This is a genomic window from Piscinibacter defluvii, assembly GCF_004011805.1.
In the GTDB taxonomy this organism is placed as follows: Bacteria; Pseudomonadota; Gammaproteobacteria; order Burkholderiales; family Burkholderiaceae_C; genus Piscinibacter; species Piscinibacter defluvii.
In genome coordinates, this window is the sequence record NZ_RCHJ01000017.1 from 15,341 (window position 1) to 31,128 (window position 15,788).

Genomic DNA, 15,788 nt, shown 5'->3' on the forward strand with positions numbered 1-15,788 from the left:
GAGGGGCCAAAGCCGCTGTCAGGCGGCGAGCTTCGAATCCTCGGCATCCATGCGGCTGGCGCCGGCCGAGTCCTGGTCGAGGTCGAGCTGGCGCTGCAGACGGCGCTGCCGCGCGAGGAGGTCTGCCAGGCGGCCCTCATGCTCGAACGGGCGTTCGAGCTCGATCCGCAAATCGACCAGGCGCTTGCCGCGCACCGCCAGTTGCTGGCGTGCCGCATCGCGCTCCTTGGGTACCGACGCCAGCGCTGCGAGCAGCGCCGCCGCCAGGCCCTGGGCCGTCTGGTACACCTCGGCGTCGTACCGGCAGTGACCTTCGAGGTACAGGCCGGGAATGCCGTCGTCGCGGCTGGCGCGCAGTCCGAGGTTGAAGCCGGCGAACCGGCCGACGCGCTGCTCGACACTGCCTCGGGCGGCCTTTGCCGCACGCACCAGCTGCCGCAAGCCTTCGCCGACAGCCTCAGCGCCGACCAGCACCTGGCCGGCCAACTCGACGCGCATGTCGTTGACCGACACCGGTTCGGCACGCTCGCAGTCCTGTTCCAGCAACGCCAGCTTGCGCTCCAGCGACTCGATGAGCATCGGCAACCGCGCCACCTCGCTCTCGTTGGCATAGCGCTGGTTGCGCCACACCGAGAACAGCGTCGACAGCTTGGCCACTTCCGCGTCCACGCCGGCCTTCTCGATCACGAGCGGGTTGCCCGAGGCGAGCGCCTTCACTTCAGCGTACGACAGCGCGGCCAGTTCCACGTCCTCGATCGAACGCAGACCCTTGTCGCCGCTCATCACCTGCGCGATGAACCGCGCCTTGGTTTCCAAGGCCTGCCACATGTAGCTGTCGAAGCTGCCTTCGGTGACGTAGCGGAAGATCTCCACGTCCTCGCACTCGTTGCCCTGGCGCAGAATGCGCCCTTCGCGCTGCTCCACATCGCACGGCCGCCAGGGCGCGTCCAGGTGGTGCAGGGCCGCCAGCCGGGTCTGCACGTTGGTGCCGATGCCCATCTTGGCCGTCGATCCGAGCAGTACCCGCACCCGGCCTTCGCGCACGGCCTTGAACAGCGCGGCCTTCTGCGCATCGGTATCGGCGTCGTGCACGAACGCGATCTCGGTTGCCGGCACACCGGCATCGATCAGCCGCTGCTTCAGGTCGTCGTAGACGCTGAAGGCCTTGCCTTCCTTCGGCGAGGACAAGTCGCAGAACACCAACTGCGCGCCGCGAAAGGCCTCGGTGCGTTGCCGCACCGCGAGCACCTCGCGGATGCAGGCCGCCACCTTCCCCTGCGCGTCGAAGCGCGCACTCGGTGCCACCAGCCGGAAGTCCAGCGCGGCCTTGCGGCCATCGGTGGTCACCGCGAGCATGTTGTCCTGCTGAGGCTGGACACGCCCCATGCGGATCGCCTCCGCGCGCTCGACCAGCGTGCGCACGTAGGCTTTCAGCGCACTGCTCGCCGGGCAGGCCACGATGCGCGGCTTGCCGCCACGCAATTCCGGCACCGGCAGCTTCAGCATCTCCGCGGTGCGGATGTCGGCCACTTCGCCGAACACCGCCATCAGCTCGGGCACGTTGATGAAGCGCGCGAAGCGCGTGTTCATGCGGTAGCCGCTGCCGTCGGGTGCGATCTCGAGCGCCGTGACGCTTTCGCCGAAGGTAGCCGCCCAGGCGTCGAACTGCTGCAACCCGAGCGCTTCCAGCCTTCTGGGCTGCAGGTAGCGCATCATCGTGTGCACCTCGGCCATGGTGTTGGCCACCGGCGTCGCGGTGGCGAACACCACCCCGCGCTGCGCACCGCCGTGCAGGCGCATCGTGTAGCGCGTCTTCAGGAACAGGTCGAAGGCCCGCTCCGAGTTCGCCAGCGGCAGGCCGGCGACGCGCGTCATCTTCGTGAACCGGTACAGGTTCTTGAACAGGTGGGCCTCGTCGACGAAGAGCGTGTCGATGCCGAGTTGTTCCCAGCTCAGCAGGTCGTCCTTCTTCGCGTCGGCCAGCAGCTTCTCCAGCCGCACGGTCCAGTTCTTCTTCATCGCTTCGAGCTGCTTGACGATCCGGTTGCCCCGGTCGTTGCGCCGCTCGGCGCGCACTGCCATTTCGATTTCCATGATGAGTTCCTTGATGAAGGTTTGTGTGAAAGCCGGTGACATGCGGATGCGCTCGAAGCTCGAGTGTGTGATGACCACCGCGTCCCAGTCGCCCGTGGCGATGCGCGACACCAGCTCGCGCCGGCGGTCGCCCTCCAGGTCTTCCTTGCCCGCCATCAGCACGGCGGCATTGGGGTAGAGCCGGACGAACTCCGCCGTGTACTGCGCCAGCATGTGGTTCGGCACCACGTGGCAGGGTTTGGCCGCGAAGCCGAGGCGCCGCAGTTCCATGCCGGCGATCGAGCAGACCGCGGTCTTGCCGGCGCCGACGACGTGGAACAGCCCGGTGTTGCCGGACTGCACGACACGCCACACGGCGTCCCGCTGGTGCGGGTGCAGCGCATAGCAGCGCGAGAACCCCGGCAGCTTCAGATGCGAGCCGTCGAACTGCCGCGGCCGCGTGGCGTTGAACAGGTCGTTGTAGGTCCGGCACAGCCGCTCACGGCGCTCGGCTTCATCGAAGGCCCAGCCCGCGAAGCGCTCCTTGATCAGCGCCAGCTTCTCGCGCGCCGCCAGCGTTTCGTCGGGGTTGACGATCATGCGGTCGCTCTCCGGGTCCGGATCGCGCACCGTCGGCACCTGCACGTTCAGCGCGCATTGCACCAGTTCGATCGCGTTCAGCCGCGAGGTGCCGAACTCCTGCGTCACTTTGACGTTCTGGCGCGTGCTCCATTCGGGGTAGCGCACCGACCAGGCTCCGGCCTGCGCCGAGTAGCCCACCTCGCAGTCCTTCTGCTCAAGCACCTGCCGGAGGAAGTCCTCCACGTCGCCGGCGGGAATCCACACCGCGCCCAGGCGCGGCTCGATGGCTGCCGGTGGCAAGTCCTCGGGCTGCACACGCTCCAGTGCGGTCACATTGCGCGCGGCCTCCGGGCCGGCAGCCAGTGCCTGCCTGAGCTTGGCCTTGACTTCGCCGGACAGGTAGTCGTCGGCGGTCTTCCACAGCCCGTCCGCCGGATCCAGAAACACCAGTCCGCGTTCGGCCAGCGCATCGAGCACCGCTTGTGGCGGCGCTGACAACAACTGACCCATCCAGGCAGGATCGACCCGGCCGCGCCACTGCACTGAGGCGGCGAGCGCCTCCTCGGGCTCGGCCGCGGCTTCGGGCTCGACGATCCTTGCCAGCGTGCGCCGGCTGAACAGTGCCGCCTTGGTGGCGGTCTCGGTCTCCTCGTCGTAGTGCTCCAGCGACAGCAGCAGTGGGTAGTCGGGGTCGCGCCGGAACGCGAGTGCGTTGGCCCGGTTCGACAGGCACCCGAAGCGCGCAACGTAGCGGTCGTAGCTGCCGTTCAGCATGGCGCGCTCGTGGCGCTGCCGGATGTCATCGGCGTCCGCCAACTGCAGATCGAGCAAGGTGCGCGCGTGGTCGCGGATCGAACACAGGCCCGCGGTGCGGGCGCGCTGCGTGGCGTTCAGGCGCTCATGGATGTCCACCAGCTTGCCGTCTTCCACTCGATGCACGCGGCCGTGGTGGAGGTGGTGACTCCCAGGCCGTGTTGCGCCTGCCGCGGTTGTCCCGCGTCGCGGGGCCGGCGTGGCCTCCAGCGCGACGGCGCTGTACACGCCGTGCGGCAGCAGATCGATTCGGCGCGGCAGTTCGTCGGCTAGATCGCCGTCGAACACCGCGGTCGGCACCGGCTCGTGGCCGTTGCTTTCCTGGCGAATGCGGCCGATGCAGAACTCGGGCTGCGCCGCGTACCACTGGTTGACCTGCAGGTAGCGTTCGCCGCAGCGTGGATCGCGCAGCGACTCGGGCACCATGCTCAGGCCCAGCCATGGCTGCTCGTCGGCCTCACCCGTCACCCGCTTGCGCAGGAACAGGATGTCGGCCTGCACATCGGTCGAGGCGATCTCGGCGAAGGCGCCACGCGGCAGGCGGATCGCGCCTACCAGCACCGCCTGCGACGCGAGGTAGCGCCGCACGGTGTCGTCCCAGGCATCCATCGTGTGGCTGCTGGTGATGAAACAGGCCAGCCCGCCGGGCCGCAGCAGGTCGAGCGCGCGGCCAAGGAAGTAGTTGTGGATGCTGAAGCGGCCGTAGGGCCGGTTGCTCGAATCGGCCACCTTGTAGGCGCCGAAGGGCACATTGCCGATCACCAGGTCGTACCAGTCACTGGCCAGCGGCGTCTTCTCGAACGCGCCGATGGCCACGTCCACGCCGCTGGCGCTGTAGAGCGCCCGCAGCATCCGGCCCGAAAGCCGGTCGATCTCGACGGCGGTGACCGTGCAGCGCTCGGCCAGTGCGACTGGCATCGCGCCGAGGAAGTGGCCGATGCCGGCACTCGGTTCGAGTACGCGGCCTCCGGCGAAGCCAAAGCCCTGAACCGCCTGCCACATCGCCGCGATTACCGCGACCGGGGTGTAGTGGCTGTTGTTCACTGAAGCGAGCGCCGAGCTGTGATCGTCGGCTTCGAGTACGTCGCGCAGTTGCGCGGCGCGGCGTGCCCAGGCTGGTTCCGGCGCCTCGAGGTTGAAGCTCGCGGGCAGGCCGCCCCAGCCCGTGAAGCGCAGCAGCGCGCCGCGCTGGTCTTCGTCGGGCTCGGTGCCCGACGCGTCGAGCGTGTGCAGGGTCTGGATCGCGGCCAGGTTGGCCTCGAACTTGGCGACCGCGCCGCGCGGGATGTCGAGCCCGCCGGCGGGCAGTTGAGGCCAGGGGCACCGCGCGGCGCTGGGCGTCGGCGGCTCGCTCGGCCGCCACAACGGCTGTGGTGGGCGAGGCTCTTGTTCCTCGTCGCCCGGCTCGTCGTCGAGCGGCGGATCGGGAGGAACGGGAGGCATGGGCGGCGCAAAGGCCGCGGCGGGCTCCGGCTCGAAGCCGGGCAGCCAGGAACAGGGCTCGGGGATGCGAGTCATGGGGGTCTCCGTGGGGCGACGGAGAGGCACCTGCCCCAGCGGGGAGATGGCTCCCCGTCAGGGTGGATGGATGGCCCACCGGATGCGCGGACGCATGGGTGGGTGGCTCTGGCGCCGCGCGAGGCGGCGATCAGTCAGTCAGATGCGGTGTCGGTGTGCCGCAGGCATCGGGCTCCTGGCGGAGCACGAAGGGGCTTGGAAGGCGGGTATCGACCGCGGCGCCGACGCAAGTCGGGGCTGGGCAGGCTGACGCCTGCGAGTAGCTCTTGTACTGTGCGCGAAGGCCTGCGGGTACGAGCGCGTCTCAACCGGTTGCCACTGCCAAGGCCCGATTTCTAAGGGGCCGCGCGGTGGCGACCGGCACCCGACAATGAGGCATGCCGGACGACCAGCCACCACCCGCCGACGCTGACGAAGCCTTGGCGGAAATGCTTGAGCAGTGCGAGCGCTTCGAGGGTGACCTGGCCCCGCTGCTGGCGCATCCGCGCCGCCCGCCGTCGCGGCGAGCGCTGCTGGCCCTCGCGTTGTGCGACGTCGCGGTGGAGTTCTGGGTGGCGCAGCGCCTGCTGATTCGCTCCGGCATGCACACCGCGGCCCTGGCCCTGGTACGCCTGCACTTCGAGGCGACCGTGGGGGCGATCTGGCTCCATCACGGCGCCAGCGACGAGTGGCTGGATCGCTTCGCCGCGCCGATGGCCCCGGGTCAGCTCGCCGAGCCCGTGCTCGGGCCGAACGTCGACGCGATGTTGCAGACGCTGGCGAAGACCGCGCCGCCGTTCCTCGCGCAGACGCTCGGCGCCTTCAAGGCAGCGACTTGGCAGCCGATGAACTCGTACGTGCACGGCGGCATCCGGCCCGTGGTGCAGAGTCTGGCCGGCGGCACGCCTCAGCAACTCGTCGGTGTGCTGCAGAACGGCAACGGCATGGCCTTGATGACGGCCAACCTGCTGGTGGTAGCGCTGCAGGACCCGGCGCTCGCAGGACGCATCGGCCCGATCCAGCACAAGCACCGGGCGTGTCTGCCGCCCATGCAGCCACCCGGCACTTGATGGCGCAATTCCTCATGGGAACCTGAATCCACGGGCCGATGTCGCGCCCGCCCTCACTCAGGAGCCCCCATGAAACTCTCCAAGCAGGAGTTGGAAGCCGTGATCGCGGCTTCACCCCGCAGCTTCGTCCCCTTCAACAAGCTCGTGCTGTCGCCGACCTACCAGGCGCGGCCCGAGAACCTGGCGGCGCCGCTGCTGCTCACCGAACTGGCAGCGTCCATCGAGGCCGCAGGCCTGCTGCACAACCTGATCGTCGTGCGCGGCGCGCGCGGCGTGCACGAGGTCTGCGCCGGCGGGCGGCGCTTGCGCGCGATGGCGCTGCTGGTGGAGCAGGGCCGCTGGGCCGAAAACCAGCCGGTGCCGGTGCTCGTGGTGCCGGCCGAGCAGGCGTTGATGGCCAGCCTGATCGAGAACGTCGAGCGCGAGGCCTTGAATCCGGCCGACGAGTTCGCGGCCTTCGCCCGACTCATCGACGGCGGCCGGTCGGTCGAGGACGTGGCGGCAGCCTTCGGCGTCACGCCGCAGGTCGTGAAGCGCCGGCTCAAGCTGGCGGCCGTGTCGCCCGCGCTGCTCAAGCTGTTTCGTGAAGGCGGGATCGGGCTGGATTGCCTGATGGTGCTGGCCTCGCTCGATGACCCAGCGCGGCAGGAGCAGCTGTGGCAGCAGTTGCCCGAATGGAACCGCAGTGCAGATCAACTGCGCCGGCTGTTGACCCGGGGCGAGGTCGAGTCGGATCGCGACGGCGCGGCGATCTTCGTGACGGCGGCCGCCTACGAGGCCGCGGGCGGCCCGCTGCGACGCGACCTGTTCAGCGACGACGGCAAGGCCTACCTGCAGGACGCCGCGCTGCTCGAACGACTGGCGCTGGACAAGCTGCAGCAGCCGGCCCGCGAGGTCGCTGCCGAAGGCTGGAAGTGGGTCGAGGTGCGTGCCCGGTACGTCTACGAAGACTACGTGCGTCACGGCGAGGTGCGCCGCGCACGCCGCGCGCCGAACGCTGACGAGGCGGCGCGCCATGCGCAGCTCGAAGCCGAGCTGGAGACGCTGCACGCGCGCATGGAGGCGCTCTCGGACGACGACGGCGACGAGAACGAGTACGCCGCGCTGGAAGCCGACGACGAGCGGCTGCAAGCCGAACTGAATGCCCTGGACGAAGCACTGGCGGTGTTTCCGGCGGATTTGGTGGCGCAGGCGGGCTGCGTGGTGTTCGTGGGATCGAGGGGAACGGTCGAAGTCAAGCGCGGGCTGGTCCGGCCAGAGGATCGCGATGCGGTCGTGCAGGCCGCGCGGCAAGCCACGAGCGGCGAGCCGACCACGGGCACCGCGCTCGTGAGCCTGCCCAAGGGCGGCGCCCGCGCAGTGCACTCCGAGAAGCTGATGCGCAGCCTGACCGCGCACCGCGTCGCGGCGATCCAGGCCGAACTGCTGCTGCGGCCCGATGTGGCCCTGGCCGCGCTGACAGCTCATCTGGCCGCGAAGCTGCTCAAGGACGGCTTCCACCGCTACCGCGGCGGCGACGATGCGCTCACCGTCAGCGCGAGCGAGACACACGAGGGCCTGCGGCGCGAGTCTGCGGACATGGCCGAGGCCGAAGCCTGGAAGCTGATGGAGCAGACCCGCATCGAGTGGACCGCCCGACTGCCCGGCGACGGCGCGGCGTTGCTGCCCTGGCTGCTGGCACAGGAACGCCAGACCGTGATCGGACTGCTGACCTTCCTCGTCGCCGCGAGCGTCAACGGGGTCGAAGGCGCCGAGCGCGAACGCCAGAGCACGGACGCGCTGGCCGAGGCGCTGGCGCTCGACATGCGGCGCTGGTGGAAGGCCAGCGCCGCCTCCTACTTCAACCATGTGTCGAAGGCGACGACGCTCGCCGCGGTGACCGAGGCCGCGGGTGCCAACGCCGCCGCGCCGCTGGCTGGGCTGAAGAAGGATGGCGCCGCGGCGGGTGCCGAGCAGGCTCTGTCCGCGGCGGGCTGGCTGCCGCAGTGCCTGCGGACGCCGCCGCAACGGTCCGAGACTGACCGCGCGCGGCTTGACGGCGGGGACATGCAAGCCGCGTCCGGGGGTGAGCCGCACGGCGAGCAAACCCTCGACGAGGGCGCCCGTTGATCGAGGGCCGGGACGGCGGGCCCTAGTGAAGCACGCCTCCCGGCTGCGGCAGGGCCGTGACGGGTTCCAGCATCAGTGGCACGGCGAACAGGTCGTGGTCGCCAGGGATGTCGAACGGCGCGATCTCTTCGCTCATGTGCCGCAGCAGGCCCGGCAGATGATCGAGCATCCATCGCTCGGCGGCGTGGCGAGCCGCTGGAGTCGCCCGCGGAAGCCACGGGCACCAGATGCCGAACGGTGTCTGGCGGATGTCCAGTTCGAGCCCCACGGTCGGCCGGCGTATCGCCGAGATGGCGAACCTGGCGCTGGCTGAGCGATCCTCTTCCACATGGCCGAAGGCGGTGACCATCGCCCCGGCCCAGAACGCCGCGCGTGCTGCGTCGCCGAGCAGGGCTGGCACGATCAGCTCCCAGACCAGGCTGCCGCCGATGTCCCATTCGAGCAGCCACAGCGAGGGGCTGAAAGCCCGAATCCCGGCCCGCTCCATCGGCGGCAACTGGTGCGCCAGGTTGGTGGGCGTCCAGGGACTCACCAGCGGTGAGTCGGTGTAGATGCCGTTCAGCGACTCCGGATCGTGACGGCCAGGGAGCCGCTCGAACAGGGCATGGTCGTGCGTGACCGCCGCCGCGACCCCATCGCGCAGCGCCTTGGACCAGACGCGGGCCAAGGGCTCGCATCGCACGACGGGCAGCGCGGGCTTGGCGAACAGATCTGGGGCGACGGGCGCGTCCGCGTCGAACGGCATCGGCAGTGCCGGCGGGAGGCTGAAGGGCAGCTTGTAGGGCTTCATGGTGTCCTCAGAGCGTGGAAGCGGAGGGGAATGCCACCGGCGGGGCGTCGGATTCGGCGGTCGCGGGCGAGGGCAGTTCGGGCGGCGAGCCGGCTGGCGCTTTGCTGCGCATATGCGCGGACTGGCCTAAATAGGCGTTTGTGATCTGCGGCCGACCATGGCCAAGCAGGGCGGACACGTGTTGCCTCGCGGCGCTGTCGGCGCTCGGCGCGACGCCCTGGCCGCCGGCCACCGGGGGCGGCGAGCCGGTCAGCTCGGTGTAGCGGCTGGCGGCGAACTGGTGTCGCAGGCCATGCGGAACCACGCGCAGATCGCGCTTCGTGATGCCGAACCGCTCCATCACGTAGCGCAACCGGCGCAGCGCCTGGACCAGCGTCAGGTTCGGGTCGCCGACGCTGCCCTGCGTGCCTTTGGCGACGTGGCACGCGTAGGTGATGGCATGACGGCACAAGGCATCGTCGATCGGCACGTAGCGCTGCCGCCCGCCTTTCGTGCCGCGGTGGGTGTCGAGGTACTGGACCGCTCCGCTCCCGTCCTCCCCATCCGATCCTGAATCGCCCTTGGCCTGCCGCGCGGTCGCCACGTCGACGTGCGGACGCAGCATCAGGCTCTCCTTGAACCGCAGCCCGAAGGCGAGCATCAGCCAGAGGCTGGCCGCCGCGTGCACGTCGTAGTCCTCGACATCGCGGACCACCGAGGCGACTTCGATGCCCAGCGCGCGCCACGACTTGTCGTTCGTCGTGATGCCGCTGCGCCGGTACAGCGCAGGGTCGTCGAAGTAGGCCCGGATGGGCTTGAGCAGCTTGGGCTTGCCGATCCAGCGGGTGAAGGTCTTCAGATGCGAGTAGTAGGTCGGGATCGTGCCCGGCGCCAAGCGGCCGGCCTTCGCTTCGGCGCACCAGTGCGCCAGCACGAAGTCGGCATGGCGACCGCTGAACGAGCGCGGGTCGAGCTTGAAGGCCTTGACCGGGTTGTGGTGCAGGAACCGGAACACCCACACGCAAAGCCGGCCACGCGACTGCGCGGTGCGATGGCCGATGTTCTTGGCCTTGACCGCGTGCTGCCAGTTGTGCCGGTGCAGGATCAGCGCCAGCACGTGCATGCACCGCTGCGGCTGCAGCGGCAGGGTGTCGAGATCGACGGTGAGCGGATCGGTTTGGGACATGGCGACCTCCGGGTGCCGGTGAATCGAAAGGGATGGCCCGTTGAGAGACCGACAGATGCCGGGCGAGGCATCGAGTCGGTTGCGCGTCCCCACGCGCAGTTGCCTAGGGTTCGGACGGCAGCACCGTCCAGGCCTTCGTAAAAGTGATCGCCTTGCACACGGTGCGTACACGCGTGGCTGTCCGCTCGGGGCGGACCGCGACGCCAGCTCGGCAGGAGCCGAGGGCGGGCGCGGCATGGTGTGCGGGCGTCACCCGTACGTCGGCCCATTGAGGGGCCGCACGCGGACGTTTCAACCGGACCGAAAGGCACCACCGCAGCCAACGCGGTGGGCGGTCCGTTCACGCAGGTCCCGCGGGTACCGGTCGAGCCGGTGGCCGTGGGTCGCGGTCGCTCGAGGCGGCCGCGGCGCGTGATGCTGGAACGTCAGAGGAAAGGAGGCGGGTGCCTGTGGGCACGCCGCAATCCATGGCCTCGCGGGCCATGGCGGCTGATGGGTGAACTTGGCGGATCGAGTCCGCGTGGATCCGGGGCTCTTGGCCCTCGGCGACCGAGGTCACCGGACTGATGGGCTTCCTTCGACGCGGCGACTGTGCACTGCGCCCGGTGTGGAAGCTACCGGCTTGACGCACCGCAATCATGTGCCAGCGCGACGCGGACCTCAAGCTCGAAATGTGCCGATAAGCGCGCCGTGATCGAGGTCGGCTGGCAGAGCGAGAGGGGTTGACAGGCTCTTCTCCTACCTCTGTCTCCGACCGACCGGGAAAGGACGGTCTGGCGGGGCATTGGCGCGACTGCGGCACTTGACGGGACCGAGACGGGTGCGACCGTGGAGCGACTTGCGGAAGCGTCGTTGCGGCTGCGGTGAGGTGGGAGTGCAGCGAGAGCTGCGTTCCACCGCAGTCGCCGCCGCGAGCGACCTGATCGCGATAGCGCGCCCGGTTCGACGGTCTTCCGCGTGGGAGCCAGCCATCGGTCGTCCGATGCTGGGTGGTCTTCACTGATCCTGTTGGAGGAACTCCATGACAGCAGTTGTCAGAGCCATCGACGTTGGCTTCGGCTACACCAAGTACACGACGGGCGGGACGGCCGCCGACATCCGCTGCGTCAGCTTCCCGTCACTCGCTTGCCTCAGCACGCGCGATCCGTCGGCATCCTTGGGCGCGGAACGCCGGCGGACGTTTGCGATCCCGATCAAGAGCGTCTTCTACGAGGTCGGCCCGGACGTGGTCCTCGCCGGAGACGGATTCCGCGCCACGCAGATCCACCACCGCTACATCGACACACCGGAGTACCTGGCGCTGGCGCGTGGCGCCATGCGCTCGATGAAGGTGGAGCACATCGACCTCTTGGTGGTCGGCCTGCCCGTGGCGACCTTCGCTGCGGACAAGACCGCGCTCGAAAAGCTGATGACCGGCCGGCACGACGTGGGCGGCGGAAAGTCGGTGCAAGTGCTCAAGGCGCTGGCCATGGCCCAGCCACACGGCGCGTTGATCGACTATGCGGACCAGCACGACCGCGTGCTCGCGATGCAGGACGAACAAAGCTTGGTCATCGACCCCGGCTCTCGCACCTTCGACTGGCTGGTGGCGCGCGGCATGAAGCTGTCGCACAAGCGCAGCCATTCGGTCGACCGCGGGGTGGCCGACATCCTGAACCTCATCGCGGACGACGTGAGCGTGGAGATCGGCTCCACCTACACCGGCCTGGACAGCATCGACCACGCGTTGAGGACCGGCAAGGCGTTGACCGTGTACCAGAAGACCTATCAGCTCTCGCGGATGAGGCCGATGGTCGAGAGCATCGCCCGGCAGGCCGTCGCGGCCATGATGCGGCGCATCGGGCCCGCCTACGACGTGCGCAACGTGATCCTGGTCGGCGGCGGCGCCTTCCTGTTCCGCAAGGCGGTCAAGCAGGCGTTCGCGTCGCATGAGGTGTTGGAGGTCAAGGAGCCGATGTTCGCGAACGTGCGCGGGTATCAGATCGCGGGTTCCAACTATGTGGCCGCAGCCACGCAGGGCGCGGGCGTTGTGGTGGCGGAAGGGGGCAGGGCATGAGTGCGGTCGACACGAAGGTGGATCGCAGCGTCAGGCTGCTCTTCGAGTTGTCGCGCGACGACAACCCGCGGCTGTTCGACGACCTGATGCGATTCAACAAGGGCCCCAAGCGGGTCAACCGGCTGCGGTTCCTCGCCCACGAAGGCCTGCTGGCGCAGCAGTGGCTTCTTGGCATGACCGTTGCGGCGCCGGTGCCGATGGCGGCCGCGCCAAGGGCGCTGCCGCATGTCGGCGTGGACCCAGCTGTGGCGCGCCAGACCAGCCAGGCGTTCGAGGTCAGTGGCGGTGCGGAGGATTGATGGGACGCCGATGCAAGAAGAAAGGCGCGGTCAGCGCCTCGGCGCTGTCGCAGATGGGAGTCTGCGAGCGGCTGGTCGTTTTCGAGCACTTTGAGGGAAAGCGGCCGACACCCGCGCAGAGGGTGGCCCTGAAGCGCGGGCTGCGGGCGCATCGGCAGTTCGCGTCCGAAGGCGCGTCGGGAGCAGGCCGAAGAGGGCGCTGCTTCATCGCCACGCATGTCTTTGGTGAAGGGCCGGAGACGCAAGTCCTGCGTTGCTTCCGCGATCGGTACCTTCGACCCACGCGTGCAGGACGGAGCCTGATCCTTGCGTACTACCGATTGGCGCCGACCGTGTGCCGGGCGATGGAAAGGTGGCCGATGACGCGGTCCGCGGTGAGGGCAGCGATCAAGCCGCTGGTTTGGTTCGCCACCTGTCTGCTCGCTGATCACGAGGCAAGCCATGCCAGCGACTGAGCTCGGGATTCTTCTCGCCGGTTGCGTTGTCTGCGTGACAGCGGTCTGGGCTGCAGCACGCACTGTTCGCAGGCTCTCCCTGAAGGTCGATGAATGGATGCCCGAGGGGTTGAGGGATCACACGCTCGCCTACTCGGAGCGGACATTCAGGTCGGGTGACGACATGCAGGTGGTCGCCCGCGTGGATCGCGCTTTCCGAGGGCCCACCGGGCTGATCGTTCTGGTCGAACTCAAGACGCGACAAGCCGACAGGGTCCATCTGTCGGACATCATCGAACTGTCGGCGCAACGCGTCGCGCTGGCGGGAGAGACAGGGGAGCCGGTGGCTCGAATCGCGTGGGTTGTCGTGGAGTCTGCCGGACGGCGAACCGCCCATCGGGTCACTCTGTTGACGCCCCGGGCCGTTTGGGATCTTGCTGCGCGACGCGAGGCCCTTCTGGCGGGCGCTGAGGCGCCCAACTACCCGACTACGGGGGGAGTGTGCATGACATGCCCGCACCGAAGCCAGTGCCGCCTGAGCCACTGAGCCGCGTCACTCGGTCGAGAGAGCCTCCCACTCACGACGCATCGCGCGCCATCCCTTGCCATCCAGCGATTGGAGTGCTGACATGCATTGTCATTCATTCTAATAAACGTTAGAGTGTAAGTATGAAGGCTATCCAATCATCGATGCATCGGCAAGTCCTGCTGCTCGCGACGGCGCAGGCGTTGTTCCAGACCGCATCGGTGATGGTGATGGCCGTCGGCGGGCTGGCCGGAGCGCTGGTTACCAGTGATCCCCGCCTGGCCACGGCACCCATCGCGGCCATGTTCCTCGGCACTGCCGTGAGCACGGTCCCGGCGTCGATGTGGATGGAGCGCGTGGGACGCAGGCCAGGCTTCGTGTTCGGGGCAACTCTTGGAGTGCTTGCCGGCGTCGTGGCGGCGCTCGGCTTGTGGCTTGGGTCGCTGGTCGTGCTCTCGATCGGCACCTTTCTGGTCGGTGCCTATCAGGCCTTCGGGCAGTTCTATCGCTTTGCTGCCGGCGAGGTTGCCGACGACGCTTTCAGACCACGGTCGATCTCTCTCGTGCTCGCCGGCGGCATCGTGGCTGCCTTGCTCGGGCCGGCCATCGGCAGGCTTGGCGGGCCGATGCTGTCGCCGACCTATGTCGGCTCTTTCCTGTTACTGGCGCTGGTCTCGCTGGTGGCCGCGTTGCTGCTGACCCGGCTGCAGATGCCTGCGGCACCGCCTGCACAAGCGGGTCTCGTGGCCCGCCCGCTGGCCCTGATCGTCCGGCAGCCGACTTACCTGGTGGCGCTGTTCGCCGCCGCTACGGGCTACGGCGTGATGATCCTGGCGATGACCGCGACGCCGATCGCGATGACTCATCACCACCATGCATTGGCCGATGCCGCGACGGTCATCCAGCTCCATGTGCTCGGCATGTTCCTGCCGTCGTTCTTCACCGGCTCGCTGATCGCCCGCTTCGGTGTGTTGCGCGTCATGCTGACTGGTGTCGCACTGCTGACGGGACATGTCCTGACCACGCTCACCGGCACCGGATTCGAGTCCTTCGCAGCCGCGCTCATCCTGCTCGGGGTCGGCTGGAACTTCCTCTACGTCGGTGGCACGACCTTGCTGACAACGACCTATACAGCCGCCGAGCGCGGACGTGCCCAGGCCACCAACGATCTGTCGATCTTCGTGGTCGGTCTGTTGAGTTCCTTGGGCGCCGGCGCGCTGCTCGATGCGGCCGGCTGGCAGATGACGAACCTGCTGCTGCTCCCGTGGCTCGCAACCGCCGCGCTCGCGCTGCTGGCGCTGGCATGGACGCGGCGCCAGTCGGCGACCGCCACCGCTTGACGAGGGCACTGCCATGCGCGAACTGAAGAACCAGCTCTATGACCAGGTGGCCCGGCTCGGCAAAGCCCTGGCCAGTCCGAAGCGCCTCGAACTGATCGAACTGCTCTGCCAGTCCGAGAAGACCGTCGAGATGCTCGCGGCCCAGGCGGAGATCAGCATCAAGCTCGCCAGCGCGCACCTGAAGGAATTGCGCCTGGCGCGCCTCGTCGATACACGCCGGGACGGCAAGTACGTGCTGTACCGGCTCGCCAGTCCGGGTGTCGCCGACCTCTGGGTGAACCTTCGCTCGGAGGCCGAGGAGCGCTTGGTCGAGCTGCAGGTGGCCCTGGCCTCCCTCGTCGAGCATGGTGACGAGCTGGAAGGTGTCGATCGCGCCGGCATCCTCAAGAAGGCGAAGGCCGGTGAAGTGCTGGTGCTGGACGTGCGCCCGCCGGCGGAGTTCGCATCGGCGCACCTGCCGCATGCGCGTTCGCTGCCCGTGGACGAGTTGAAGAAGCGATTGGCCGAGCTGCCGAAGGATGTGCCGGTCGTGGCCTATTGCCGCGGCCCGTTCTGCCTGATGGCCAAAGACGCCGTCGAACTGCTGCGCAAGAAGGGCTACCGCGCCTTCCATCTGACCGATGGTGTCGCCGAGTGGCGTGCCCGAGGCCTGCCGCTCGTCGAGGGTGACGCATGAGGACGCTGCTGATCCTCAACGACGCGCCCTATGGCAGCGAGCGCACCTACAACGGCGCGCGTCTGGCGGGTTCCCTGGCGAAGCAGGAGGGCAACGAGGTGCGCGTGTTTCTGATCGGTGATGCAGCGTCCGCTGCGCACCGCTTGCAGAAGGTTCCCGCCGGCTTCTACAACCTCGAGGTGATGCTGGGGTCGGTCGTGAAACACGGCGGCACGATCGGCGTCTGCGGCACCTGCATGGACGCGCGCGGCATCGGTGTCGACGACCTCGTGGCCGGCTCGCACCGCAGCAGCCTCGACGAACTCACCCAGTGGACCACCTGGGCCGACAAGGTCCTGGTGTTCTGAACGAGGAGGCC

General features: G+C 68.6%; 12 protein-coding genes. 9 read left to right on the plus strand and 3 right to left on the minus strand.

The features are described from left to right. Window positions 1-18 precede the first annotated feature (18 nt). On the minus strand, window positions 19-4,986 hold the full coding sequence (locus tag D9C15_RS24660) for a helicase-like domain-containing protein (RefSeq protein ID WP_240668582.1): 4,968 nt from the start codon (window positions 4,984-4,986) through the stop codon (window positions 19-21). Between the two features lie 377 nt (window positions 4,987-5,363). Here D9C15_RS24660 and D9C15_RS24665 point away from each other — a divergent pair, with 377 nt between their 5' ends. Both D9C15_RS24665 and D9C15_RS24670 read left to right on the plus strand, forming a co-directional pair. Then, the gene (locus D9C15_RS24665; protein ID WP_128001135.1) at window positions 5,364-6,035 is read left to right on the plus strand and encodes a DUF6988 family protein; all 672 of its coding nucleotides are present in this window, start codon (window positions 5,364-5,366) and stop codon (window positions 6,033-6,035) included. A 69-nt stretch (window positions 6,036-6,104) separates the two neighbouring features. Next, window positions 6,105-8,144, plus strand: coding sequence for a ParB/RepB/Spo0J family partition protein (locus D9C15_RS24670; RefSeq protein ID WP_128001136.1), 2,040 nt, complete (start codon window positions 6,105-6,107; stop codon window positions 8,142-8,144). Window positions 8,145-8,166: 22 nt separating this feature from the next. Here D9C15_RS24670 and D9C15_RS24675 read toward each other — a convergent pair whose 3' ends face one another. Next, window positions 8,167-8,934 (minus strand): hypothetical protein, encoded by a 768-nt coding sequence (locus D9C15_RS24675; protein WP_128001137.1) that lies wholly within the window; start codon window positions 8,932-8,934, stop codon window positions 8,167-8,169. A gap of 7 nt (window positions 8,935-8,941) precedes the next feature. Then, window positions 8,942-10,099 (minus strand): site-specific integrase, encoded by a 1,158-nt coding sequence (locus tag D9C15_RS24680; RefSeq protein WP_164886844.1) that lies wholly within the window; start codon window positions 10,097-10,099, stop codon window positions 8,942-8,944. 1,021 nt (window positions 10,100-11,120) lie between these two features. Here D9C15_RS24680 and D9C15_RS24685 point away from each other — a divergent pair. The 7 genes from D9C15_RS24685 to D9C15_RS24710 all read left to right on the plus strand — a co-directional run bounded on the left by D9C15_RS24685 (window position 11,121) and on the right by D9C15_RS24710 (window position 15,777). After that, on the plus strand, window positions 11,121-12,155 hold the full coding sequence (locus D9C15_RS24685; protein WP_128001139.1) for a PRTRC system protein D: 1,035 nt from the start codon (window positions 11,121-11,123) through the stop codon (window positions 12,153-12,155). After that, a complete protein-coding gene (locus tag D9C15_RS24690; RefSeq protein ID WP_128001140.1) occupies window positions 12,152-12,454 on the plus strand; it encodes a hypothetical protein in 303 nt (100 codons plus the stop codon). Before D9C15_RS24685 ends, D9C15_RS24690 begins: the two co-directional genes overlap by 4 nt. Further along, window positions 12,454-12,909 (plus strand): CFI-box extended C-terminal domain-containing protein, encoded by a 456-nt coding sequence (locus tag D9C15_RS24695; RefSeq protein WP_128001141.1) that lies wholly within the window; start codon window positions 12,454-12,456, stop codon window positions 12,907-12,909. Before D9C15_RS24690 ends, D9C15_RS24695 begins: the two co-directional genes overlap by 1 nt. Next, window positions 12,896-13,435, plus strand: a complete 540-nt coding sequence (locus D9C15_RS34610; RefSeq protein WP_375138820.1) for a PD-(D/E)XK nuclease family protein — start codon at window positions 12,896-12,898, stop codon at window positions 13,433-13,435. The genes D9C15_RS24695 and D9C15_RS34610 overlap by 14 nt, the downstream gene beginning before the upstream one ends. 143 nt (window positions 13,436-13,578) lie before the next feature. Continuing rightward, on the plus strand, window positions 13,579-14,754 hold the full coding sequence (locus D9C15_RS24700; protein ID WP_128001142.1) for an MFS transporter: 1,176 nt from the start codon (window positions 13,579-13,581) through the stop codon (window positions 14,752-14,754). A gap of 13 nt (window positions 14,755-14,767) precedes the next feature. Beyond that, window positions 14,768-15,430 carry an ArsR/SmtB family transcription factor gene (locus D9C15_RS24705; protein ID WP_128001143.1) on the plus strand — a complete coding sequence of 221 codons (663 nt, stop codon included), beginning with the start codon at window positions 14,768-14,770 and terminating at the stop codon, window positions 15,428-15,430. After that, the gene (locus D9C15_RS24710) at window positions 15,427-15,777 is read left to right on the plus strand and encodes a DsrE/DsrF/TusD sulfur relay family protein (protein WP_128001144.1); all 351 of its coding nucleotides are present in this window, start codon (window positions 15,427-15,429) and stop codon (window positions 15,775-15,777) included. Before D9C15_RS24705 ends, D9C15_RS24710 begins: the two co-directional genes overlap by 4 nt. The last annotated feature ends 11 nt before the right edge of the window (window positions 15,778-15,788 follow it).

Bases quoted from the DNA above. Each gene is read 5' to 3' on its own strand.
- D9C15_RS24690 (WP_128001140.1), top strand. From the start codon at position 12,152: ATGAGTGCGGTCGACACGAAGGTGGATCGCAGCGTCAGGCTGCTCTTC.
- D9C15_RS24675 (WP_128001137.1), bottom strand. From the start codon at position 8,934: ATGAAGCCCTACAAGCTGCCCTTCAGCCTCCCGCCGGCACTGCCGATG.
- D9C15_RS24705 (WP_128001143.1), top strand. From the start codon at position 14,768: ATGCGCGAACTGAAGAACCAGCTCTATGACCAGGTGGCCCGGCTCGGC.
- D9C15_RS24680 (WP_164886844.1), bottom strand. From the start codon at position 10,099: ATGTCCCAAACCGATCCGCTCACCGTCGATCTCGACACCCTGCCGCTG.
- D9C15_RS24700 (WP_128001142.1), top strand. From the start codon at position 13,579: ATGCATCGGCAAGTCCTGCTGCTCGCGACGGCGCAGGCGTTGTTCCAG.
- D9C15_RS24660 (WP_240668582.1), bottom strand. From the start codon at position 4,986: ATGACTCGCATCCCCGAGCCCTGTTCCTGGCTGCCCGGCTTCGAGCCG.
- D9C15_RS24665 (WP_128001135.1), top strand. From the start codon at position 5,364: ATGCCGGACGACCAGCCACCACCCGCCGACGCTGACGAAGCCTTGGCG.
- D9C15_RS34610 (WP_375138820.1), top strand. From the start codon at position 12,896: ATGCCAGCGACTGAGCTCGGGATTCTTCTCGCCGGTTGCGTTGTCTGC.
- D9C15_RS24710 (WP_128001144.1), top strand. From the start codon at position 15,427: ATGAGGACGCTGCTGATCCTCAACGACGCGCCCTATGGCAGCGAGCGC.
- D9C15_RS24695 (WP_128001141.1), top strand. From the start codon at position 12,454: ATGGGACGCCGATGCAAGAAGAAAGGCGCGGTCAGCGCCTCGGCGCTG.
- D9C15_RS24685 (WP_128001139.1), top strand. From the start codon at position 11,121: ATGACAGCAGTTGTCAGAGCCATCGACGTTGGCTTCGGCTACACCAAG.
- D9C15_RS24670 (WP_128001136.1), top strand. From the start codon at position 6,105: ATGAAACTCTCCAAGCAGGAGTTGGAAGCCGTGATCGCGGCTTCACCC.